General features: G+C 63.3%; 16 protein-coding genes. 4 read left to right on the top strand and 12 right to left on the bottom strand.

The genetic code is table 11. The features are described 5' to 3' along the window. The first annotated feature begins 5 nt into the window (after positions 1-5). Entirely contained in the window at positions 6-1,502 is a 1,497-nt protein-coding gene (lysS, locus tag NN662_RS02160; protein WP_261928676.1) for a lysine--tRNA ligase, read from the top strand. A 114-nt stretch (positions 1,503-1,616) separates the two neighbouring features. Here lysS and NN662_RS02155 read toward each other — a convergent pair whose 3' ends face one another. After that, positions 1,617-3,086, bottom strand: a complete 1,470-nt coding sequence (locus NN662_RS02155; protein WP_261928675.1) for a hypothetical protein — start codon at positions 3,084-3,086, stop codon at positions 1,617-1,619. Between the two features lie 245 nt (positions 3,087-3,331). Continuing rightward, positions 3,332-4,297, bottom strand: coding sequence for a transaldolase (gene tal / locus NN662_RS02150; RefSeq protein ID WP_261928674.1), 966 nt, complete (start codon positions 4,295-4,297; stop codon positions 3,332-3,334). 230 nt (positions 4,298-4,527) lie between these two features. Between tal and NN662_RS02145 the strand changes: the two genes are divergently transcribed. After that, entirely contained in the window at positions 4,528-5,520 is a 993-nt protein-coding gene (locus NN662_RS02145) for a sugar-binding transcriptional regulator (RefSeq protein ID WP_261928673.1), read from the top strand. 3 nt (positions 5,521-5,523) lie between these two features. Here the strand turns inward: NN662_RS02145 and NN662_RS02140 are convergent, their stop codons facing one another. Both NN662_RS02140 and NN662_RS02135 read right to left on the bottom strand, forming a co-directional pair. Continuing rightward, a complete protein-coding gene (locus tag NN662_RS02140) occupies positions 5,524-6,405 on the bottom strand; it encodes a bifunctional helix-turn-helix domain-containing protein/methylated-DNA--[protein]-cysteine S-methyltransferase (RefSeq protein ID WP_261928672.1) in 882 nt (293 codons plus the stop codon). 79 nt (positions 6,406-6,484) lie between these two features. Further along, complete coding sequence (locus NN662_RS02135) at positions 6,485-6,982, bottom strand: DUF2244 domain-containing protein (RefSeq protein WP_261928671.1); 498 nt, start codon at positions 6,980-6,982, stop codon at positions 6,485-6,487. 25 nt (positions 6,983-7,007) lie between these two features. Between NN662_RS02135 and nth the strand changes: the two genes are divergently transcribed. Next, entirely contained in the window at positions 7,008-7,775 is a 768-nt protein-coding gene (gene nth, locus NN662_RS02130) for an endonuclease III (RefSeq protein WP_261928670.1), read from the top strand. Here the strand turns inward: nth and NN662_RS02125 are convergent. The 4 genes from NN662_RS02125 to NN662_RS02110 form a co-directional block, all read right to left on the bottom strand. After that, positions 7,765-8,487: a sulfate transporter family protein gene (locus NN662_RS02125; RefSeq protein WP_261928669.1), complete on the bottom strand. Its 723-nt coding sequence runs from the start codon at positions 8,485-8,487 to the stop codon at positions 7,765-7,767. The two genes, nth and NN662_RS02125, sit on opposite strands and share 11 nt — an antisense overlap. Positions 8,488-8,616: 129 nt before the next feature. Continuing rightward, positions 8,617-9,939: a tetratricopeptide repeat protein gene (locus NN662_RS02120; protein WP_261928668.1), complete on the bottom strand. Its 1,323-nt coding sequence runs from the start codon at positions 9,937-9,939 to the stop codon at positions 8,617-8,619. Then, positions 9,936-11,291 carry an HlyD family type I secretion periplasmic adaptor subunit gene (locus tag NN662_RS02115; protein WP_261928667.1) on the bottom strand — a complete coding sequence of 452 codons (1,356 nt, stop codon included), beginning with the start codon at positions 11,289-11,291 and terminating at the stop codon, positions 9,936-9,938. Before NN662_RS02115 ends, NN662_RS02120 begins: the two co-directional genes overlap by 4 nt. Beyond that, on the bottom strand, positions 11,263-13,491 hold the full coding sequence (locus tag NN662_RS02110; protein WP_261928666.1) for a peptidase domain-containing ABC transporter: 2,229 nt from the start codon (positions 13,489-13,491) through the stop codon (positions 11,263-11,265). The genes NN662_RS02115 and NN662_RS02110 overlap by 29 nt, the downstream gene beginning before the upstream one ends. 213 nt (positions 13,492-13,704) lie before the next feature. Here NN662_RS02110 and NN662_RS02105 point away from each other — a divergent pair, with 213 nt between their 5' ends. Further along, positions 13,705-14,895 (top strand): glycosyltransferase family 4 protein, encoded by a 1,191-nt coding sequence (locus NN662_RS02105; protein WP_261928665.1) that lies wholly within the window; start codon positions 13,705-13,707, stop codon positions 14,893-14,895. Here NN662_RS02105 and NN662_RS02100 read toward each other — a convergent pair. The 4 genes from NN662_RS02100 to NN662_RS02085 form a co-directional block, all read right to left on the bottom strand. Continuing rightward, on the bottom strand, positions 14,886-16,400 hold the full coding sequence (locus NN662_RS02100; RefSeq protein ID WP_261928664.1) for a tetratricopeptide repeat protein: 1,515 nt from the start codon (positions 16,398-16,400) through the stop codon (positions 14,886-14,888). The two genes, NN662_RS02105 and NN662_RS02100, sit on opposite strands and share 10 nt — an antisense overlap. Then, entirely contained in the window at positions 16,397-21,424 is a 5,028-nt protein-coding gene (locus NN662_RS02095) for a tetratricopeptide repeat protein (protein WP_261928663.1), read from the bottom strand. Before NN662_RS02095 ends, NN662_RS02100 begins: the two co-directional genes overlap by 4 nt. A gap of 90 nt (positions 21,425-21,514) precedes the next feature. Then, positions 21,515-21,901: a DUF6165 family protein gene (locus NN662_RS02090; protein ID WP_261928662.1), complete on the bottom strand. Its 387-nt coding sequence runs from the start codon at positions 21,899-21,901 to the stop codon at positions 21,515-21,517. Positions 21,902-22,014: 113 nt separating this feature from the next. Beyond that, complete coding sequence (locus tag NN662_RS02085) at positions 22,015-22,770, bottom strand: IclR family transcriptional regulator C-terminal domain-containing protein (protein ID WP_261928661.1); 756 nt, start codon at positions 22,768-22,770, stop codon at positions 22,015-22,017. Positions 22,771-22,787 lie beyond the last annotated feature (17 nt).

The following is a 22,787-nucleotide window of genomic DNA, read 5'->3' as shown; positions in this document are numbered from 1 at the left end:
GAACCATGACCGATCAGACCAAGGAAACCGCCCTCTCCTCCGACGTGACGGAAGTCCGCGCCCAGAAGCTGAAACTGCTTCGCGAACAGATCGGCGACGTCTATCCGGCCCATTTCCATCGCACGATGACGAATGAGGAACTGGCCGAAAAATATGCCGGCATCGAGCCGGACACCGAGACCGGCGACATCGTGACCGTTGCCGGTCGCGTCTACTCGTCACGCAACTCCGGCATGTTCATGGACATCCGCGACGCCTCGGGCAAGCTGCAGATCTTCTCGCACAAGGACATCACCCCGGAAGAAGCCCGCGCGCTGCTGCCGATGATCGACCTCGGCGACATCATCGGCGTCAAGGGCGAAGTCCGTCGCACCAAGCGCGGCGAGTTGACGGTCAACGCGCACGAGATCACCATGCTCACCAAGGCGCTGCTGCCGATGCCGGAAAAGTGGCACGGGGTGTCCGACATCGAGACGCGCTACCGAAAGCGCCACCTCGACATCATGACCAATGACGATTCCAAGCTGCGCTTCCGCCAGCGCTCGAAGATCGTCTCCGGCGTCCGCCGCTTCATGGAGGAAGAAGGCTTCCTCGAAGTCGAAACGCCGATGCTGCACTCCGTCTATGGCGGCGCCACGGCCGAGCCCTTCAAGACCCACCACAACACGCTGAAGCTCGACATGTACCTGCGCATCGCGCCGGAACTCTTCCTGAAGCGCACGCTGGTTTCGGGGCTGACGGACAAGGTGTTCGAGGTCAACCGCAACTTCCGCAACGAAGGCGTGTCGACCCGGCACAATCCCGAATTCACCATGATGGAATGCTATTGGGCCTACGCCGACTACGAGGACATCATGGGCCTCGTCGAGCGCATGTTCGCCCATCTGGCGATGAGCATTCATGGTTCGACCGAGTTCCGCTACGGCGACAAGGACCTCTCCTTCAAGGGACCGTTCCGCCGCGTGCCCATGCCCGACGCCGTCAAGGACGTCACCGGCATCGACTTCCTGGCGATGAAGACGGACGAAGAAGCCCGCGCCGCCGCCAAGGCCGCCGGCTTCGACGTCGAGAAGGACTGGACCTGGGGCGAATGCCTCGCCTTCATCTTCGAGGAGAAGGTCGAAGGCACGCTCATTCAGCCGTCCCACGTCACCCACTTCCCGAAGGACATCTCGCCCTTCGCGAAGGAAGTTCCCGGCGAACCGCGCCTCGTCGAACGTTTCGAGACCTATTGCAACGCATGGGAACTCGGCAACGCCTTCTCCGAGCTCAACGACCCGGAAGAGCAGCGTCGGCGCATGGTCGAACAGCTCGAGCAGGCCCATGCCCGCGGCGAGAAGGAAAAGCAGCTCGACGACGAATTCCTCGACGCCATCGATCAGGGCATGCCGCCTGCCGGCGGCCTCGGCATCGGCATCGATCGTCTGATCATGCTCCTGACCGATGCCCCGTCGATCCGCGACGTCATCCTCTTCCCCGCCCGTCGCCAGAAGGCCGACTGAGCCAGGCGAGTTTCAATTCACTGAAAAGAACGGGACGGTATCCCTCCGTCCCGTTCTTCGTTTCTGAAGCCGCCCTGTCGATCCGTTCGCCTGCGCGTTGAAATGGCGTGGGGATCAATGGCCGGCCTGGTCGTGAGCTCCTCCTTCTTCCTCCGGGGTCTGTTTCACGATCGGCCTTTCGGCCGAACCATGCGGATCTTCGCCGATACCGGCCGCACCGGTCACCGCCTCGGCATCGATTGCCGGTGCAGCTGCGTGACTGCTGCCCTCGGCGACAGCCTCGGCATGTGTCGTCACCGGTTGCGGATCGTGTCCGACCTCTTCCACGACGGCCGAAGCATGTCCGGCCTCCTGGATGACGGGGACATGTACCGCATCCGCCGGCGCTTCCTCTGCGACGACTGCGTGCGCTGCGGGTTCACCATGGTCGCCGTTGCCAACCGCCACAGTCTCATGTCCCGCTGCCGCATCGCCGCTACCATGGCCAGCATCGGCGTTCTCGATGGGTGCATTTCCATGGCCGTCGGTCTCACCATGCGCGACGACCGGCGCATCGGCGGACCCATGCCCGCCTGAATTCGACTCACCATGGCCTTCGCCGGCCGCGCTGTCGCTGGCAGCGGCCTCGCCATGATCGGCTGGCGCCGCATCGTGGCCTGCTCCGGCGTCCGCCGCTGTCGTGCGATCCCCTGCAGCGGTATTTCCGTGACCCCCGCCTTCGACGCCATTGCTGGCGACAGCGTCCTTGGCCTCGCCGTGACCACCATCGGCCTGGCCATCGGAACCGAAGCCGACCATGCTCAGCATCTTCGAGAAGAAGGATGGCTCTTCGGCTGACGCGACAGGCGTTTCGGAATCGCCGCCGCCATGGCCGCCACCGTTCTTCTGGTCGGAACCGTGGCCCTCGCCTTCCGGCGCGCTTTCGCCGTGACCGCCTTCCGTCTTGCCACCGCCATGATCGGCGGCAGGCGCGGCACCATGTCCACCGCTTCCGGACTTCTTGTTCGCCTCTTCCGGATCGACACAGCCTTCGACCTTGTCGAAGAGGGCGGTTATCTTGTCGATTTCATCCTTCGGCACCACCACCTTGTTGCCATAGAAATCGCCGTCTGCATTCGCCGATCCATCGATATACTTCGCCGTGAAGCCCCCTTGCGCGTTGTAATCGGGGATCTTTTCGGGATGTGCGATGAACACGACGTCCGCGCCGACGGCACGGCCGCGCATGTCGGCCCGCTGTTCGGGACCATGCTCGTCGAGTACGACCACCTGCACGAGGTCGGGCTGTTTCTCCTCATTGATGGCCTTGGCAACCCTCAGCGCCGTCTTGACGCGCATCGGCCCGTCGGTCGGCGCCGTCTTGATGAAGGCGCGGATCCAGTAGCGGTCGTCCTGCTTGATGTTGAAGGTCTTGACGGGGGTGCAGGCAAGCCCGTTCAGCGTCTCTTCCGACGGGCCGAAGATGAGTTCCTGGTGGAGATAGACATAGGCAGCCGCGCTCGCGACACCACCGAGAAGCCCTAGGCCTCCGATGATGAAGAGAACCTTCCGGGGAATCCGGAAAATGCGCAGGATGGCTTTCACGCCAGCTGCTCCGTCATCAAACTCCACTCCAACGCGCAAAAATGGATAATCCACCGTAGCCGTTTGGTGTTTCCGAATGCTTAAGGAGGCGTTGAAGGGATTGGTTGCCGCAAGATTAACCGGCGCAATCCGTCGATAAAGACTTTTCCCGGCCAATTGCGGCGGACGCCAGCGTCGTGCCGGCAGCAAAAAGGCCGGTGCGCAGAACGCCCGGCCTCTTCAGAATTCGTCGATCGGACTGCCTGTCAGGCGGCAGCGGCCTGCAGTTCCTTGCGGACGATGTCACGCAGCGAACCGAGATCCTTGGCGAAGGAACGAATGCCCTCGGCAAGCTTTTCGGTCGCCATCGCATCTTCGTTCATCATCCAGCGGAATGCCTTCTCGTCCAGCGAAACGAGCGGATCGTCCTTGGCGTCGGAAGCCGACAGGACCTTCTCCAGCTTGCCGTTGTCGGCCGCCAGTTCGTCCATCAGCTGCGGGCTGATCGTCAGGCGGTCGCAACCTGCCAGTGCCTCGATCTCGCCGGTGTTGCGGAACGAAGCGCCCATGACGATGGTATCGATGCCGTTCGCCTTGTAGTAATTGTAGATCGCCTTGACGGAAACAACGCCCGGATCGGTCTCTGAGGTGTATTCCTTGCCCGTCGACTTCTTGTACCAGTCAAGGATACGGCCGACGAAAGGCGAAATCAGGAACACCTTCGCTTCGGCGCAGGCAATCGCTTGGGCCTTGGAGAAAAGCAACGTCAGATTGCAATCGATGCCTTCCTTCTGCAGGATTTCCGCCGCGCGTATACCCTCCCAGGTGGATGCGAGCTTGATCAGGATGCGGTCCTTCTCGATGCCGCGTTCCTTGTAAGCCGCGATGATCTGGCGTGCCTTGGCGATCGAACCTTCGGTGTCGAAGGAAAGATCGGCGTCGACTTCCGTCGAGACGCGGCCGGGAACCAGTTCGACGAGCTTCGCGCCGACGGAGATGGCGAGGCGATCGGCGACGGCCGCAACCACGGCTTCGTCCTGACCGCCCTGCTTCTTGCCCCAGCTGACGGCCTCGGCCAGCGTCTCGGCGAAGGCCGGCGTCGAAAGCGCCTTCAGGACCAGGGTCGGATTGGTTGTGCAATCGACAGGCTGCAGGCGGGCCACGGCTTCAAAGTCGCCGGTATCCGCTACCACCGTCGTCATTGCGCGCAGTTGTTCTAGCTTGGATGCCATAATCTCTCTCTTCCTGTTCGCGCCGTCTCTACCCAATAGCTAATGCCTCGAACGGACGAGACAAGGGCGAAGAAGCGACGGCTGCCTGCGATAGGCCGGACTATCACCGCGAGGGGATGAGAAAGTCAAGCGACATTTGTCCATCCATGTTGACATAAGTCGCAAAAGAACGATTATCCCGGAAACTTCGCGGCTCGCCCGCGGCGGCATATGAAAAAGGAACCCGCAACGTGGTCAAACTGAGGCGCGGCACCCATCAGGCCTATACCGAAACGGGATCCCTGCGGCTGCGCGCCGCGTGGCTCTACTACAACCAGGGCATGACCCAGAAGGAAGTCGCCGACCAGCTCTCCATCAGCCGCACCACGGTCATCCGAATGCTCGACGAAGCGGTCAAGCGCGGCGAGGTGCAGATCTGGATCAAGGAAGGCGTCGACGACTGCGTCGAGCTCGCCATCAAATTGGAGCGCCTCTATGGCCTCGACGAAGCCCTCGTGGTTCCGTCTCCGGCCAAGGCGAGCGCCGATGCCATCGCCAAGAATGTCGGCCTTGCGCTCGGCCAGTTTCTCTCGGAAGTGATCACCGACAACTGCACTATCGGCACCGGCTGGGGCCGCACGATGACGGCCTCGCTGGCGAGCTTCCATCCGCCGCGCCGGGAAAACTGCCGCGTCGTCTCGCTGCTCGGTGGTGTCGTTGCCGTCCACCTCAACAATCCGATCGACTACACGTGGCAGCTCGCCAGCCAGCTCGGCGCCGAATGCTACATGTTCCTCTCGCCTTTGCTGGTCGATTCGGCCGAAACCCGCCGCAGCCTCATTGAGGAATGCGGGCTCGCCGAAATCTACCGGCTCGCCGAGGAGCTCGACCTCGCCATCGTCAGTTGCGGTGACATCGGCCCGCATTCGACCTCGCAGTCCGAGCGCTTCATCACCGAGAAGGACCGCGAGGAGCTGATCGCCGCCGGCTGCGTCTGCGACACGATGTTCAACTTCCTCGACGCCGAGGGCAACTCGATCGACCACCCGCTGAACCGCCGCGTCATGGCCGTCGGTCTCGACAGCATCCGCAAGGCAAGGCATGTCGTCCTCGCCTCGGGCGGCGCCAGACGTGCCCAGGCGATCCGCGCCACCATCAAGCGGATCGGCTGCAATACGCTGGTGACCGACGAGGCAGCAGCACGCGGCCTTCTGGCGCTGGCGGAAAAAGACGAAGCAGCCTGACCGTCAGACGGCTTCGGACTGGGCCGCCTCCCAGCCGAGGATCGCCCGCTTGCGGGTCAGCCCCCAATGATAGCCGGTCAATGTCCCGCCCTTTCCGAGCGCCCGGTGGCAGGGAACGACGAAGGAGATCGGATTGCGGCCGATTGCGGCTCCGACGGCCCGTGATGCCTTGGGCTGGCCGATGTCGCCGGCGACATCCTTGTAGGTGACGGCCCTGCCGAAAGGAATCTTCAACAGGCTCTCCCAGACGCGGATCTGAAAATCCGTTCCGATCAGCACCACGCGCAGCGGCTGCTCGCCCGTCCAGGCCGATGGATTGAAGACACGCGCCGCATAGGGCGCCGTCGCGCTAGAATCCTCGACAAACCGGGCATTCGGCCAACGGCGCGCCATGTCATCGAAGGAAGCCCTTTCCTGACCGGCATCGGCAAATGCCAGACCGGCCAGCCCGCGACTGGTTACAAATATCAGCGCCAGGCCGAACGGCGACGGGTGAAAACCGTAGCGCATCACCAGGCCGTCGCCCTTCGCCTTCCATTCGCCGGGCGACATCGCCTCATGCGTGACGAAAAGGTCGTGCAGCCGCCCCGGTCCGGACAGGCCGAGCTCGATCGAGGTTTCGAGAAGCGGCATGCCCTCATCGCCGAGCAGCCGCTTGGCATGGTCGAGGGTGACCGCCTGCAGAAAGGCTTTCGGCGACAGCCCCGCCCAGCGCGTGAACGTCTTCTGCAATTGGGTCGGCGACTGCCTTAGGCGGGCCGCGATCGCTTCCAGCGACGGCTGCTCCTGGTACTCCTCGGTCAGCATCTCGATGACGCGGCAGACGGTCTCGTAATCTGTTCCGTCGGGGGTGATGTCGTGCGCGGTCGCAATCTTCATGCTCATGGCAAATCTCCTGATCGTTCCCGATCAGACCACGACAACGGGCCGCAAACCACCCGTTTCCTGCGGTGAGGGAATGCTGTCAAAGCCGGCGCTTCACGGTCGCCAGCGCTCCCTTGAAAGCCTTGGCGAAACTTTCCCGGTCTTCCGGATTGAGGCACGAACCGATATCGGTCGCCCGTCCCTCGCCGCTGACATGCATGGAGAGGATGCCGAACTCCTCGTGCCGATGGACACGGAACTTCGCCCAGAACGGATTGAAGCGATACTGGGCCCGAATCCGTCCCGACGGCGAGAACTTGCGGATCGACAGGTCGGTGTGCGATACGCTGACTTCCTCGCGCGCCCGGCCGGAACGGTAGCTCAGCCAGAAGGCGCCGTAGAGCAGCAGAAAATCGAGCCCGCAGAACATCACCACCGGCCAGGCACCGGTCGTCATGAAGAGAGCCGCCTGCAGCGCCAGCATGGCGAATGTCAGGGTCAGGAGCACCCTGAACCCTTTGCCGCCAAGCGAGCGATAAGGCATGAGCACGGCCGCGAAGACCGGCTGTTCGTTCACATTTTCCGCGTTGCTTTCCATCGTCGGGGCTGACTATAGAGGATTCATGGCAAAATCGTCTCCCAAATCCAGCACCCAAGCGACCCAAAAGTCAACGGCACGCAAGGTAACAAAGCCGCGACGCCGGCTGACGGCCTATTCCCGCGCCGAACTCGAGGAGATTTTCCGCCGGTTTTCCATCCAGCGGCCGGAGCCGAAGGGCGAACTTGCCCACGTCAATCCTTTCACCCTCGTCGTCGCCGTCGCGCTCTCGGCGCAAGCAACCGACGTCGGCGTCAACAAGGCGACGAAGGAACTGTTCAAGGTCGCCGACACGCCGCAGAAGATGCTCGACCTCGGCGAGGAGCGACTGATCGGCTACATCAAGACAATCGGCCTTTTCCGCAACAAGGCGAAGAACGTCATTGCCCTGTCACGAAAGCTGATCGACGACTTCGGCGGCGAAGTGCCGAAGACACGCGAAGAGCTGGTCACATTGCCGGGCGTCGGCCGAAAAACCGCCAATGTGGTCATGTCCATGGCATTCGGCATTCCGACCATCGCCGTCGACACGCATATCCTGAGGATCGCCAACCGGATCAAGCTGGCACCGGGCAAGACGCCCGACCAGGTGGAGGACGTCCTGGAAAAGATCATTCCGAAGGAATACCTCTTCCACGCCCACCACTGGCTGATCCTGCATGGCCGTTACTGTTGCAAGGCCCGCAAGCCCGAATGCGAGCGCTGCGTCATTGCTGACATCTGCAAGTCGCCGGAAAAGACCTGCGATATTCCCGCGCCGCTTGTCGAGCTGCCCAGCCAGATTATCGAGTGATCGCCGGGAACGTCGGGTCCTTGCGGCTCAGCATCTTGTGCAGGTGTACCATCATGCCGGCGGCAAACAGCGGCGTCAGCAGGTTGACGATCGGCACGGCCAGGAAGGCGGCAATCAGCAGGCCGCCAAGGAAGACGGTCGACCCGTGCTTTGCCCGAAACTGCCGGGCCTCCGCATGGGTCCGGAAACGCGTCGCCGCGAATTCGAAATACTCCCGCCCCAGCAGATAACCATTGACGAGGAAGAAGGCGATCAGGTTGACGCCCGGAATGAACAGCATCATCAGCGCGAACAGGTTTCCGAGAATGACGATGCCGAGGAACTTGATCGAACTGAGGATCGCATCGCCGAGTGGCATTGCCGTGCCCGGCGTGTCGGTGGGATAATCGCGCTGTTCGACCACCTCCGCGACATCGTCGAGAAACAGGCCGGCGATCAGCGCTGTGACCGGCGAAATCAGCAGGGCAAGCGACAGGGCGAGACCGACGCTCGCCAGAATGCCGAACACGAAGGCCAGCCAGCCGGCCCAGTCGGGAATTCCCGGCAGGAAGCTTTCGATCCAGGGCAGCGCATAGGCCATGAAGCTCTCGCGCACCGCAAGCCACAGGGCCGCGAGCACAAGCACCGTCAGCCCCAGCACCTTCCAGAAGACGCCGCGCGTCTCGGATGCGAGCAGATTGACAAGGCCCAGCCTGGCCGCCTCGAGGATCATGGTCCGTCTCCTGTTTCACCGAGTCACCTCGGTTGATCAACGCCATGTAGGCATGCCGGTTCCCTCAAGCAAGAAGGCCCGCGGTAAAGCGGGCCTTTGCAACGGAATGAGCTTGGCTTCCGGCCGGTCTCAAGCGGCGCGCTCTTTCAGCACGGCATCGAGCTTGGCCAGCAGCTGGCGGGAAAGGGCGTCACCGCTCTGCGCGCCGCGGGACAGGACCAGCCGGGCGGCTTCGTAATCCGGCGGATCGGACTTGAAGGCATAAAGCTCCCCGAGCGCCGGGAAGACGGCCTGTTCGCCCATTTCATAAGCCTTTTCCAGCCACTCGCGGGCGCCCTTGATATCGACGGATCCGCCCGTGCCGCTCATCATGAACCGGCCGAGATTGACCATCGCGATCGTGTGACCCTTCTGCGCCGCCTTCTTGAACCACTGGCGGGCCCGGGCATTGTCGAGCGGTGTCAGCCGGCCGAGTGTATACTGGATCGCCAACTGGAACTGCGCCGCGACGTCGCCGGCTTCCGCGCCCTTCTCCAGCCAGGCGATCGCCTCGAAGGGATCGGGCGCCACATCGACGCCCTTGGAATAGCGCTGCACCAGTTCGCGGCAGGCGCGGTGATGGCCCATGCGGCCGAGCGAGACCAGCCAGCGCATGCCCATCTGCCGGTCCCGGTCCTTGTGCTCGGGATCGAGATAGTATTTGGCGAGTTCCTCGATCGAGACCTGATGCCCCTTCATCGCCGAGGCAACAAGAATGCGCAGTCCCGCCTGCACGTCGCCTTCCTTGCTGTGGCCCTGCAGCATCAGGACGGCCAGATAGTGGCGCGCCGTCATGTTGCCGGCGTCGGCGGCCAATTTCAGATGCCGTTCGGCCTTCTCGTAATCCGGATTGCCGACCTTGCCGCTGGCGATCAGCGTGCCGATGCCGAGATTGGCCTCGACATTGCCGGCATCTGCAGCCTTGGAATACATGATCCAGGCCGTGCGATAATCGACCTCGCCGCCGATGCCGGAGGCGCAGAGATAGCCGGCAAGGGCCATGCCCTCGATGCTGCCGGCCATGGCCGCGCGCGTGGCGTAGAGCCGCGCTTCGGTCGGACGCGCTTCGAGATCTTCCAGTTCCGACTGCAGCAGGTTCGCCGCCGCGCCCTTGTAGGCCGGAACATTCGGCTGGATGAGATAGAGCTTTGCCAGCCGCACCATGGCGCGTGCATGCCCGGCATCCGCCGCCTGTCGAGCCCAATGGCGGGCGCGGCCGATATCGGCGATCACGCCCTTGCCGCTCTCGTAGAGCTTGGCCAGTTCGTAAGCCGCGTCGCGATGCCCATGCGAGCCGATCCGGTTCAAAAGCCGTGCACCCTGCACGAGTTCGCCGTTGCGAATGTGCTTGCATGCGCGCTTGAACATGAAATTGTCGAGGAAGGTCATCTTCCGCGTGAAAAGATCCATCATGGTTCTCGCATTCCTTCAGTCAATGCAGGGCTTGCGCGCTCGAACAGATAGCCCGCAAGCGTTCTCTTGCCGACGACGATGTCGGAGGTCAGCGTCATGCCCGGAACGAGCCCGTAGCCGGCCGGCTTCGAATCGAGGTTCGGGCTGTCGAGGTCGATCTTGGCCAGGTAGACGGCCTTGCCGTTGCTGTCGTTGTTCTTGCCGATGGTGACGCTGTCGGCCGACAGCGAACGGACGGTTCCCTTCAGTCCGCCGTACTTGGCAAACGGCCAGGCGTCGAGCTTCACTTCCACTTCCTGGCCGGGATGGACGAAACCCTGTTCCAAAGTCGAGATCTCGGCCTCGACTTCGAGCTTTGCATCCGCCGGGACGAGGATGAACATCTTCTGCGCCGTCTGGACGACTGCGCCGACGGATATGTCGCCAACCTGCAGCACGATCGCATCCTGAGGCGCGCGCATCTCGATCAGCTCATGCCGCTTGTCTGCCTTGGAGAGCTGTTCCATGGCGGAATTCAGCTCGCCCTGCTGCTTGACGAGCTGCTGCATGGCGTCTGAACGCCATTGCTGGACATAATTGTCCCGCGCCGCCTTGGCGCTTTCGAGATCATTGGCGCTGGTCGACAGCTGGCCCTGCAGTTCGGCGATCTGCCGCTCCAGTTCCAGCCGGTTGTCCGAGACCTGCAGCAATTCCATCTTGCTGATCGCCTGCCGCTCAACCAGCGATGCCTTCATCTCCTCCGTCTGCTTGAGGATATCCAGCCGCTGGCCGAATAGATGCAGCTCGGAGGAAAGCTGGGTGCGCAGCGCTTCGATCGCCGCCACCTTGCCATTCAGGTTGGTGATGGCCGAATCGTATTGCGACTTGCGGGCGCTGTAGTAGCGCTGCTGCAGTTCGGTGAAGAGGTCGTTGCCGAGCGGCTGGTAGGGACGTCCGTCGACTTCGTCGTAAAGCCGCTCGATTTCCGCCTTCAGCGCACCGACCTGGCGCCGCCACGAGGTGGCATCGGCTTCAGAAAAGGTCGGATCGAGGGTGGCAAGGATTTCACCCTTGTTGACCCGCTGGCCTTCGCGCACATGGATTTCCCGGACGATCGACGTTTCGATCGGCTGGATGACGACATGCGGCGCTTCCGAAATGATCCGGCCGGTCGACGACACGACGCGCTCGATCGGGATGAGGATCGACAACAGAATGGCGACGCCGACAAAGGCCGCGACGACGGTCACGGTCATCCGCGCAGCCTTGGGAATGGCTGCGTTCAGGATTTCCGCACTGTCCGATATGAACTCCGAGGCCGCATTCTGCGACGCATCGGCATCGTCAGGCAACAGCGTTAAGGCCTTGAACATTGCTCTTTGCATCCATCATCATGTGGCGGTTCTGCTGGTTCCACAGATACCGGTAGTCGGGGGACCGCTTCATCAGATCGCCATGCAGGCCCGCATCCCTCAACCGTCCGCGTTCGAACATCAGGATCTGGTCGCAGTTGACGAGCGAAGACAGACGGTGGGAAATCATCAGGACCGTGCGGCCCCGGGCGATCTCGTTGAGATTGCCCATGATGATCGCCTCGCTGTCGGGGTCGAGCGCGCTGGTCGCCTCGTCGAAGACGAGAATGGGCGGGTTGGAGATCAGCGCCCGGGCGATCGCCAGACGCTGACGCTGGCCGCCGGAAAGGTTGGTCGCACCTTCTTCCAGCATGGTGTCGTACCCACGCGGCAGCCGCTCGATGAACTCGTCCGCGCCGGCAAGCTGTGCTGCGGCAATCATCTCTTCCGGCAGCGCATCCGGCTTGCCCGCGGTGATGTTGTCGCGGATCGAGCCCTTGAACATGAAGCTTTCCTGCAGCACCACGCCGATATTGGAACGCAGGTGATAGAGGTCGATTTCCTTCAGCTCGACGCCGTCCATGCGGATAAGACCGCCGTAATTCGAATGCAGGCCCTGCAGGAGCCGCGTCACCGTCGTCTTGCCCGAGCCGCTGCGGCCCATGATGCCGACGACTTCACCCGGCTTCACACGGAAGCTGATCTGGTCGAGCGCCGGCTGCGAACCGCCGGCATAGGTGAACCGCACGTCCTCGAATTCGATCTCGCCTTTCAGCACCGGACGCACGCCGCTGCCTGAACCGCGTTCAGCCGGATGGTTGATGACCGATCCGACCTGCCTCAATGCAGCGCGGGCCTCTTCCAGCGGCTGCATGAGCGCCGCCAGCTGCACGATCGGCTGGGTGGCCCGCTGTGCGACCATGGTGAAGGCCACGAGCGTGCCGGTCATCACCGCGCTGTCGGAGGAGATCGCAATATAGGCGCCGATGCACAGCGATCCGGCGTAGATCAGCTTTTCGAGCGGCGCCAAAAGGGTCTGCGGCTGGTTGGCGAGGTTCAGGAGTTCGGTCTGTGCACGGACGGATTCGGCGACCTTCTGGTCCCATTCGCGCCGCTTGCGGCCTTCCAGCGCCATCGACTTGATCGTGCGGATGCCGTTGATCGTCTCGATCAGCATCGAGGTGCGCTGGTGTTCGGACTTCATCACCCGCGCATAGGCCTTGCGGATCGGCCCCATGTAGATGACCAGCACCAGCGACATCATTGAGGCGATGCCGAGCACCCAGAAGGACAGCACCGGCGAAAGCAGGAACATGGCCGGGATCAGCACGACCAGCGACAGGAGATCGAGCATCGTGCCGAACAGCTGGCCGGTGATGAAGGCGCGCACGCGCTTGGCTTCGCCCAACCGGTAGACGATCTCGCCGGTCGGATTCTGTTCGAAGAATTCGATCGGCAGGCGCGACAGGCGATTGAAGATGTAGAGGTTCAGCCGGACGTCGATGCGCGCGGTGGCGACCGCCGACATCATCCGCTTGAGGTAGCTGAGCGCCATGTCGAAGACGAGCACGACGGCAATCGCGATCACCATCATCATCAGGGTCGAGATGCGGTGATGGACGAGAACCTTGTCGATGACGACCAGATAGAGGATCGACGGCACCAGCGACAGCACGCCGAGCGACATGGCGGCAATCAGGATGTCCCTGAACAGCCGGCGCTCCTTGAAGACCTGGCGCGTCATCCAGGCAAAGTTGAACTCCTCCGGATCTTCCTCGTCGAAATGGTGGAGGACCGGCGCCTTCTTGAACAGCACGACGCTGCCGTCCCAGACCTGTTCCAGGCGCAGCTGGTCGACCGCGACCTTGCCATGGACTGGATCGCCGGGATCGCGCAGCACCACCTGCGGCGTGACCGGATCGTTGAGATACTGATCGAAGACGAGAAGCGTGCCGTCGCGCAGGCAGATGATCGCCGAAATGCTCTGGTCGAGCTGGCTGAGCACGCGCCAAGTCACCTTCAGCGCCCGGCTCTTCATGCCGTGTTCCTTGGCGATCTCGGCCAGAACCGGAAGGTCCGGCACTCGTCCGGAATCGGAAAAGTCGCGCTGGATCTGTTCAAGCGAAAGCGACAGGCCCAGCTTGCGTCCGGCCAGCACCAGTGCCTTGAAGGGGGAACTCACCGAACGCTCTGCTGTCGGATCCCGATCCGTCTCACTCATTCTGGACTACCTCTTGGCGTCTTCCGGCAGGAAAACAGGAAAAAGAGAGAGGGCATCCTGCCCATTCAGGTTAGACCCTATGTGTGGAAGCTTTCGCGATGCTGGATTCACGGCTGATTTTGCGGGCTGGCTGAACTTCGCCTCGGCACGTCAGCGCCACGCAACATTGGCGCTGGATAAGGACGGACAAGCGGACAGCATTTTCGGGAGCCGATGAGAAAACCGGTCATCATTCACTGGGGCATTTCCAGCTTCTTCGGCTGGGGAATCTACGGCCTCAACCTCGCCCTCAACTGGTCGGCCGATGCCGATTTCGAACCAGTCTGCTCCCTGCCGCTCCGGGGCGACCAGATCGCCGTTGATCCGCTGCGCCAGCAGGCGCTCTCCCCGTTTTTCAAGGCCTCGCTCGACTTCGTCAAACGGCTGGAAGAGCGCGCCGGCAAGCCGACCAGCGTCAACGCGCCCGTCCTGGTCGGGCTCGGCAACGATTTCCAGACGATGCCCGGCGCCCATGGCGTGATGCTGCAGGGCGCGCCGAACCTCGGTGTCGTCTTCTTCGAAGTGCCGCAACTGTCCGAGGACGTCCTTGAGCGCGCCCGGTCCTTTCCGCTGATCGTCACAGGCTCGACCTGGAACGAACGGATTCTGCGCGCCTACGGGCTGACCAACGTGAAGACTGTCATCCAGGGCATCGACCAGACGCTGTTCCATCCCGCGCAAAAGCAAGGCGTTCTGAAGGATCGCTTCCTCGTTTTCACCGGCGGCAAGCTGGAACGGCGCAAGGGCCAGGACCTCGTGGTCGCGGCCTTTACCCGCTTTGCCAAGCGCCATCCCGACGCGCTTTTGGCGGCGGCCTGGCACAGTCCGTGGCCGCAGCTGGCAAAGAGCCTGGACGAAAGCGGCATGACCGCGCCCTTGCCGTTTACCGCGGAAGGCAAGGTCGACCAGGCCGCATGGGCGGAGACGAATGGCATTGCCCGCAACCAGTTCCTCGACCTTGGCGCCATCCCCAACGCGCTGATGGCGCCGGTGCTCCGCGAGATGGACGTCGCGGTGTTCCCCAACCGTTCGGAAGGTGGCACCAACCTCGTCGCCATGGAGGCCATGGCCTGCGGCGTGCCGGCGATCCTGTCGGCCAATACCGGCCATCTCGATCTGATCGACGGCAACAACTGCTATGCGCTGGAAAAGCAGACACCGGTGGACGGCAGCGGCGCCGGCGTCGGCTCGGTCGCCGGCTGGGGCGAAAGCGATGTGGACGAGATCGACGAGATGCTGGAGCGCGCCTATCGCGATCGCGCGGATGCCCGCAGGCGCGGCGATCGCGGCGCGGCCAAGCTCGCCGGCTATTCCTGGTCGCGCACGGCCGACCAGATGAAGGCGATCGTCAGCGGCTATCTCTGAACTGAAAGCCAGCCCGAGACCACGTCAACGGCAGCGGCGATCGCCGGGCCGAAATCGCCCGACCGTGTCTGCCGGCAGAGCGTCATGGAAGGATACCAGGGCGTATCGGTCCGCTCTGTCATCCAGCGCCAGTCGGCCGCCGTTTTCAAAAGCGCTACACTCGGCACGCCGAGTGCTCCGGCAAGGTGCAGCGGCGCAGTACAGACCGACACGACCCCGCCAAGATTGGCCATGATGCCGGCGGTGTCGATGAAGGCGTCCGCTCCCGCATCGAAGTCCGGACCCGGATGCTCCAGGACGAAATCCAGTCCGCCGACCTTCCAGCCCGACGGCGTATCGGCCCGCTCCAGCATGCCCGCCGCCAGCTTCTGCAGAGCGATCAGCCGGACATCCGTTAGAGCGGCAAAGGGCGCCAGCTCACGTGGTCCGGCAAGGCTGCGGCCGCGCTCGACCGGTGAGTTCGGATTGCCTTTCCAGACAAGGCCGATCGCCTTTGCGCCGCCCTCGAGCCGCAACGCCTTGCGCCAGTGAAGGATACGCTCCGGTTCGACCGTCAGGTGCGACCGGGCGACCGGTATGCTGCCCGGCGTCAGCTGCAGCCGTTGCGGCAGGCCGAGAAGCGGCGATTGCAGGTCGAAGGATCCGGGATCCTCGCTGTCGCCGACGATGCTGTCGAAACCCTGCAGGCGGGAAAGCAGCCTCACCAGCTTGTCCGGAACCTGCAGGACCAGCCGGCCGCCGAGCGAGCGGGCCAGCGGTAGCAGCTTCGCGAACTGGATGGTATCGCCGAGCCCCTGCTCCGCATGCACGAGCAGCGTCTTGCCGGGATAGGGCCGTCCGCCCCAGTCGGCGACTTCCGTATGTCGCGGTCGTGCGGGAAACTTCTCCGTCCGCCAGCGCCACTCGTAGTGGCGGAAGCCGGCGGCAAAATCGCCGGCCCGAAGCAACGCCAGCGCAAGATTGTAGCGTGCCTCGGCAAGATCAGGATAGACGGCGACCGTCCGCCGCAACATGTCGATGGCGCCGTCGAGATCCCCGGCTTCGACCAGCGCGTTGCCGAGATTGTGCATGGCCGTCTTGTGGCGCGGGTCAAGACCGAGCGCGGTATGATAGGCGGCGATGGCCGCGTGATGATTGCCGCCGCCCACCTCGGCAATCCCGAGATTGGCGTAGACCTCCGCCGTCCTATTGCCGCCGTCAATCGCCTTTTGATAGGCGGCTATCGAATCCGCAAACCGCCCGGCGTCCGCAAGCGCATTGCCGTAGTTGAACCAGACTTCCGCCTGTACGGTCTCTTCTGCCGTCAACCTTTCGAAAAGTACCAGCGCGCCGGCAAGATCGCCGGCGGAGCGCTTTGCCGAAGCGGCAAGCCGCAGCGCGTCGGGATGGTTCGGCGCCTCTTCAAGCAGTTGTTCATAAATCGCAAGCGCCGCCGCGAAATCGCCGGCCGTGTGCAGATCGAAGGCACGCTTCAACATGGCACCATCATCTTCGCCGCCCGTCATCGGCGCCACTCCGCGAAGCTCTTCAGCGCGGTCGCCGCCTTTTCCGCGACGCTGTCCCAGTCACCCATCTTCGGCTGGCGAATGAGCCTGAGTTTCGGGTACCAGGGGCTGTCCGACCGGTCACGCATCCAGCGCCAGTCGGAATTGTATTTCAACAGCCCGAAGGTCGGCAGGCCCTGCGTCGCGGCAAGGTGCAGCGACGAGGTGCAGGAGGAAATGACGAGATCCAGAGCCTGCATCGCCGCTGCCGTGCTGGCAAAATCGCCGAGCGCCTCGCCCGGCACCTCGATGCGATCGGCAAACGGCACGTCACGCAACTGGTCGAGGCCATCGCGAAACTGCAGAGCCACGAAATGCATGTCCGGAAGATCGAAGAGAGGCGCCAGGCTTTTCAGCGGCGGCGAGCGGCCATTGTCGGCGCGCGCATTCGGATTGCCCTGCCAGACGAGACCGACGCGGAACTTGCCCTTGCCGCCAAACGTTGCGCGCCAGGTCTCGACAGCAGCCTGATCGACCGCAAAGGGCACCGGCCGCGGCAGGGTTTCCAGGGTCGTGCCAAACACCAGCGGCAGGCTGAGCATCGGAATTTCGAAATCCGCGATCGGCACAGGATCGATACCCTGACGCGTGATGATAACGTTTTCCGTGCCCGGCAGCGCGCGAAACAGCGGGATCAGCGGATCGCGAAGTTCAAGGACGACGTGTCCGGCCATTGTGGCAGCTTGCACCACGAAACGGGCAAACTGGATCTGGTCGCCGAATCCCTGTTCGCCGTGGACGAACAAAACCTTGTCGCCGATCGGCTCGCCCCGCCAGCGCGGGATCGCCAGTTTCCGGTCCTTCATCTCGAGGCCGAAGAAGCGGTGCTCGTAATCCTTGAAGCCAGCCGGCAGATTGCCTTTCTGCAGATAGGCATGCGCCCGGTCGATCAGCGTCTCCGTATCGCCCGGCGCCAAAGCCAGCGCCTTGTTGAACGCATCGATCGCCTCGTCGGTGCGCCCCACATCCTTCAGCGCGTTGGCGAGGCCCCGATGCGACTTGGAGATTTCCGGCCTGAGAATGATCGCCCGTTCATAGGCCGCGATCGCCTCGGAAAAGCGCCCGTCATCGCGCAGCAGATTGCCGAGCGTCATCTGCGCTTCCGCCGTTTCCTTCTCGGCCAGGCATCCCCTCAGCATCGCCTCGGCCTCCGCAACCTTGCCAAGATTGCGAAGCGCAATGGCGAAGTTCGTGCGAAACTCGCGGGTCTTCAGCCCCTTCTCCTGCGCCTTCAGGAAGAAGAGATGCGCGCGCGCGAAATTCTGCGTCTCCAGCGCCATCGCGCCCAGCATATGCAGCGCTTCCGGTTCGGTCTTCGGCTTGCTCAAGAGCCCGGCATAGCCCTTTCGCGCCACTTCCGTCTTTCCGGCAACATGGGCTCGAATGGCAGCCGCGAACTGCTCGCGCTCGCTGGTGGGTGCCGGAGGCGCTTCCGGCTCGACATGCGTGCGAAACAGAACGGAGCGGTCACCGCGGACCAGCTTTTCCAGCTCCCTGGCGAGGCGACCGACCGCTCCGGCAAATGGTGAGCCCGGCGTTTCGCCGGCGACCTGTCGGAAGAGCCGTGCCGAGGGATACCAGGGGGAATCCGACCGGCCGCGCAGGAACCGCCATTCGGCTTTCGCCTTCAACAGGATCCAGACGGGCTTGCCGAGCGCGCCGGCAAGATGGGCGGTGGCCGTGTCCGATGTGACGATGAGGTCGAGGTTCATCATCATCGCCGCGGTATCGGCAAAGGCATCCGGACCGCTATCGAAATCCTCCGGCGGCTGGTCTATTGCGAAACGACCGGAAAGCGCGGCGATCTGTTCCTCGCCCGGCCCCTTCTGCAGCGCGATCAGCCGAACGCCCGGGATCGCGGCCAAAGGCTCCAGCGTCGAAAGCGGGAAACTCCGGCCGCGATCGACCTTCGGATCCGGATTGCCCTGCCAGACGATCCCCACGCGGAAACCGGGCTTCCGGTTCAGCCATTCCGCCCAGCGGGTCTGCCGCTCATCGTTCGCCGTCAGATAACTTGGATAGCTCGGTATGCTCTCGACGCGCGTGCCGCAAAGCATCGGCAGGCTCATCATGAAGGCATAGTAGTCGGTCGCCGGAAACCGGTCGCCTTCGCGCACCACGCCATCGACGCCCTTGGCCCCGGCCATCAGCGCGGCGATCTTCCCCCGGCAACCGACGAAAACCTTGGCCGCACCCCGTTCCTTGAGAACCGCGGCATAACGCACGAACTGGAAGGCGTCGCCAAAACCCTGCTCGGCCAAAAGAAGAAAGCTCTTGCCCGCCGGGTCTTCGCCCTTCCATTCGTCAAGCTTCGGTCGGGTCGCGCCAAGGCCGAGCGCGCCCACGTTCAGCCGCTCCTCGTAAAGCGGCAGGCCGGCGGCGAGATCGCCATTGTTCATCAGCGCCATGCCGAGCGCCATCTTCGGATCGGCGTAAGCTGGACGCAGTTCGATTGCCTTGCGGAAGCAGGCGATGGCCTCCTCCTCCCGCCCCGCGTCCATTTCGCTGACGCCGAGATTCGACCAGGCTTCCGCATTGCCGGGCCGTGCCGCAACCGCCTGGCGCTGGAACCAGACGGCAATGTCCGGCTCACCATGGCTGCGCTCCTGGACGCCGAGATTGTTCCAGGCATCGGAATTGGCGGGATCGGCGATGATCGCCCGTTCCCAGGCCCTAGCGGCCTCATCGGACCGGCCCAGCGCCAGAAGCGCCGCACCCCACTGGACCAGCAGCTTGCTGTCCGCTGGCGCCAGCCGGCAGGCCTTGGCGAGCGCCCGTTCGGCCTCCTCCGGCCGGTCGATCGCGGTGCAGGCATTTGCATAGGCGGAAAGCACCGCGAGATTGTCCGGATGATGAGACAGCAGCGCCTTGGCGCGCGACAACGCGCCATCGGGATGACCGGCAGCGATTTCGCGACGCACGAGCGAGAGATGCGAAGGGATGTGGGCCGGATCGACCTTCAGCGCGACGATCAGCGCCCGCTCCGAATCCCGGTGAAACCCGGCACTGTCGAGCGCGATGGAAAGATTGCTCCAGAAATCCGTGACGGCCGGCGCCAGCGCCAGTGAGTGCAGCGCCAGAGGCAGGCAGGCGAGTGCCGCCTCGCGGGCCCGTCCTCCCGCCTCCAACTCCGCCATGGCCGTCAGGTTGAGAAGCTGGGCCGACCGCCCACGCCGCGCCATCATGTGCCGGTAGAGCTTCGCCGCGCCGGTAAAGTCGCCACGCCTGTTGACGGCGATCGCCTGCTCCAGGGCGATCGTACCCGGGTCCGGATCGATCGGCTGCGGCGCGTCGACAAGCCCCTTCAGCTCCGTCGCGACCCGCGCCATGACGCCGGCCCAATCGCCCTGCTCCGGCTGCCGGAACAACCGCATGGTCGGATACCAGGCCGTCAGCTCGCCAGAAAGACCCCAGCGCCAGTCGGGCGCGGCCATCAGCAGCAGCCAGACGGGACGCCCCATGGCGCCGGCCAGATGTGCGACGGCCGTATCGGAGGTGATGACGAGATCAAGCGATGCGATGAGGCCGGCCGTATCCAGAAAGGCGTCCGACCCGGCGTCGAAATCGGGACCGGGTTTCAGCAGATTGAGGCCATCGGGCGCCGGCTGATCCGCACCGGGCCCCTTCTGCAACGAAATGAACTCCACGCCATCGCCGAGGGCTCCAAGCGTCGCGAACACCTCCAGCGGCACCGACCGCCCGCGCTCGGTGGCGGCATTCGGGTTGCCCTGCCACGACAATCCGATCCTGAGCGGCCTTGCCGTGCCTTCTGGACGATCGGGAAAGGCCGCCCATTTGTCCTTGCGCTCTGGCTCGGCGGACAGATACGGAAAACCGCCATTCGGCTGATCCGGCTGCAGACCGAGCAGACCCGGAAGCGACATTAGTAGCTTGTGATAATCATGCGTCGGCAACGGCGCCTCACCGTCTGCGACCAATTCAAACCGCTCGGAATTGTCGCGAAACGCCGGAAAGGTCTTCAGCAACGCATGCAACTGCGGCTGGCAGACGAAGATGACTTTCTCGGCCTTCTCGCCGATCAGCGGCAAGAGGCGGACGAACTGGATGGTGTCTCCGAGCCCCTGTTCGTGCAGGACGACGACCGTCTTGCCCGTCAGATCCTCGCCACGCCAGAGCGGCGCGTCCGACACGGTCGCCCGCGCAGGCTGCGGCAACACGCCGACGCGCTTCTCGTAATCGGCCCAGGCCTCGCTCCACCGGCCGAGCAGCAGCTTCGTCCAGGCGATATTGTACGCAAGCGCAGGGAAGTCCTCCGGCTTGAGCGGCGCGCTTTCCAGCGCCGTCAACGCATCCGTCACCCGGCCGAGATTGCGCAGGCAGACGGCGCGGTTGATGATCGCGCCCTGATGACGCGGATCGGAATCCAATGTGCGCCGGTAATACTCGACGGCCTCGCCGTCATTGCCCTGGCGTTGCAGGAGCACGCCGAGGTTATAGCTTGCTTCATGCTCCTCGGGGCGGATGGCAAGCGCCCGGCGCAAGTGCTCTTCGGCCTCTTCCCTGCGATCCAGTTGCAGGAGGATATGTCCCATCTGCGTCAGCAGGGTCGGATTGTCGGCAAAGGCGGACAAGGCCTCTTCGCAGGCGACTGCCGCCTTCTGCCAGTCGCCGCCGCGCGTCAGCGCCAGAATGAAATTGACGCGGGCGCCGAGGCTGCGCGGCGCAAGTGCGACCGACCGCTCTCCGGCGGCAATCGCTTGTTGAACATCGCCGGTGGCCAGAAACGGCAGAACCATGTTCTGGTGAATGGCGGCATTGTCCGGTTCGAGCTCGGCTGCCTTTTTCAGAACCGCGATGCCCTCGGCCGAGCGACCGGAGAGATGCAAAGCGAGGCCGAGATAATGATGAACGTCGGCATCGTCCGGATGGTCCTCGGCGAGCGCCTGAAGGTTCGCCACTGCGTCGGCCGCCTTGCCGGCGCCGATCAGCTTTACACAATCCTGCAGGGCGCCTTGAACCGCCACCGTCCGCAATCGTCCTTCGATACCATTCCGCCGACACCGGGCCGACGCACCAAACCTTACGCATGACCGGCAAAGCGGTCACAATCTCCATTAAGCCTTGTAGGGCTTATAGGATTTTTCCTCAATGATCGCAGAATCAAGGGCTATGTTGATCTTTCGCTTCAGCTCTGCGCGTTCGTCGTTGGTAACGTAGACGGCACGCGCCAGCTTGACGAATTCCGGGCCGAAATTGCCCGCATGTTCACAATCGCGGATCGCATCTTCGATGTCCCAGAGCGTCGCGTTGACCTCGAAAAGCGCCGCACGGATTTCCGCAACCGCCGGCACATTGACCGTATCGCCGAGCTTTCCCTCGAGTAACGCCAGTTCCTTGCGGACATTGGCGAGCTTGCCGTCGTCGGCAATTCGGGCGCTCTTGATTTCGAGAATCGTGATCTTGTCGATCAGTTCGCCATAGGAAACGGGCACTTCAATCATTGCAGTCCTCGGGATCAGCGTCGTCAGTCTTTCATGCAAGGCGTCATGCCAGGCGATTGTCACGCAAGGTTAGGGTCACTGGCTTTTGCGAAACTGGCCGGCCTCGGCCCATGCTAGCGGAGGATCGGGTGCAGCGCCTGCTGGGTTTCGATGAGTTGCTCCAGGTAGAGGCCGGGCATGTCTGCCGCCGGTGCACTGGTTGATGCAGCGCCGATGTTGAGCGCCGCGATCGTCTCGCCCCGCGCATTGATGAGCGGCACCGCAATCGAGCAAAGGCCGAGCTCGAGCTCCTGGTCGATGACTGCATGCCCCTTGGCCCGGATCGTCGCCAGCTCCGCCATGATCTGATCGAAATTGGTCTTCGTCAAAGGCGTGCGCGCCTCGAGGCTCGAATGTTCGAGCACTTCGCGCGCCTTTGCTTCCGGCAGCGCGGCAAGCAGCACCCGCCCCATGGAGGTACAGTATGCCGGCATTCGGCTCCCGGCCATCAGGCTGATCGACATGATCTTTTTCAACGAGGCGCGCGCCACGTAGACGATTTCCGTTCCGTCGAGAACCGAGACGGAGGCGCTCTGCCCGGCCTTTTCGGCAAGCCGGTCGAGATGCGGCTGGACGATCGCCGGCAGCGGGGTCGCGGAAAGATAGGCCTGCCCGAGCCGGAGGATCTTCGGCGTCAGCGCGAAGAACTTGCCGTCATAGTCGGCATAGCCGAGCCCCGACAGCGTCAGGAGACACCGGCGCGCCGTGGCCCGGTCGAGCCCCGTGCGCTTGGCGGCTTCCGCAATCGTCAGCCTCGGCTGATCGCCGCCAAAGGCTTCGATGATGCTCAGCCCCTTGGCAAAGCCTCCCATAAAATCCGTTTCGCGCACGATCACATCTCCAATCT

This window comes from Rhizobium sp. NRK18 (genome assembly GCF_024385575.1).
Lineage (GTDB): Bacteria > Pseudomonadota > Alphaproteobacteria > Rhizobiales > Rhizobiaceae > JANFMV01.
The sequence above is the reverse complement of the archived record's forward strand: the minus strand, read 5'-3'. Positions and strand labels throughout refer to the sequence as shown.

What these genes read in the sequence shown, in the direction of transcription:
- lysS (WP_261928676.1), top strand. Translation starts at nt 6, where the DNA reads ATGACCGATCAGACCAAGGAAACCGCCCTCTCCTCCGACGTGACGGAA.
- tal (WP_261928674.1), bottom strand. Translation starts at nt 4,297, where the DNA reads ATGGCATCCAAGCTAGAACAACTGCGCGCAATGACGACGGTGGTAGCG.
- NN662_RS02140 (WP_261928672.1), bottom strand. Translation starts at nt 6,405, where the DNA reads ATGAGCATGAAGATTGCGACCGCGCACGACATCACCCCCGACGGAACA.
- NN662_RS02135 (WP_261928671.1), bottom strand. Translation starts at nt 6,982, where the DNA reads ATGGAAAGCAACGCGGAAAATGTGAACGAACAGCCGGTCTTCGCGGCC.
- nth (WP_261928670.1), top strand. Translation starts at nt 7,008, where the DNA reads ATGGCAAAATCGTCTCCCAAATCCAGCACCCAAGCGACCCAAAAGTCA.
- NN662_RS02125 (WP_261928669.1), bottom strand. Translation starts at nt 8,487, where the DNA reads ATGATCCTCGAGGCGGCCAGGCTGGGCCTTGTCAATCTGCTCGCATCC.
- NN662_RS02120 (WP_261928668.1), bottom strand. Translation starts at nt 9,939, where the DNA reads ATGATGGATCTTTTCACGCGGAAGATGACCTTCCTCGACAATTTCATG.
- NN662_RS02115 (WP_261928667.1), bottom strand. Translation starts at nt 11,291, where the DNA reads ATGTTCAAGGCCTTAACGCTGTTGCCTGACGATGCCGATGCGTCGCAG.
- NN662_RS02110 (WP_261928666.1), bottom strand. Translation starts at nt 13,491, where the DNA reads ATGAGTGAGACGGATCGGGATCCGACAGCAGAGCGTTCGGTGAGTTCC.
- NN662_RS02105 (WP_261928665.1), top strand. Translation starts at nt 13,705, where the DNA reads ATGAGAAAACCGGTCATCATTCACTGGGGCATTTCCAGCTTCTTCGGC.
- NN662_RS02100 (WP_261928664.1), bottom strand. Translation starts at nt 16,400, where the DNA reads ATGACGGGCGGCGAAGATGATGGTGCCATGTTGAAGCGTGCCTTCGAT.
- NN662_RS02090 (WP_261928662.1), bottom strand. Translation starts at nt 21,901, where the DNA reads ATGATTGAAGTGCCCGTTTCCTATGGCGAACTGATCGACAAGATCACG.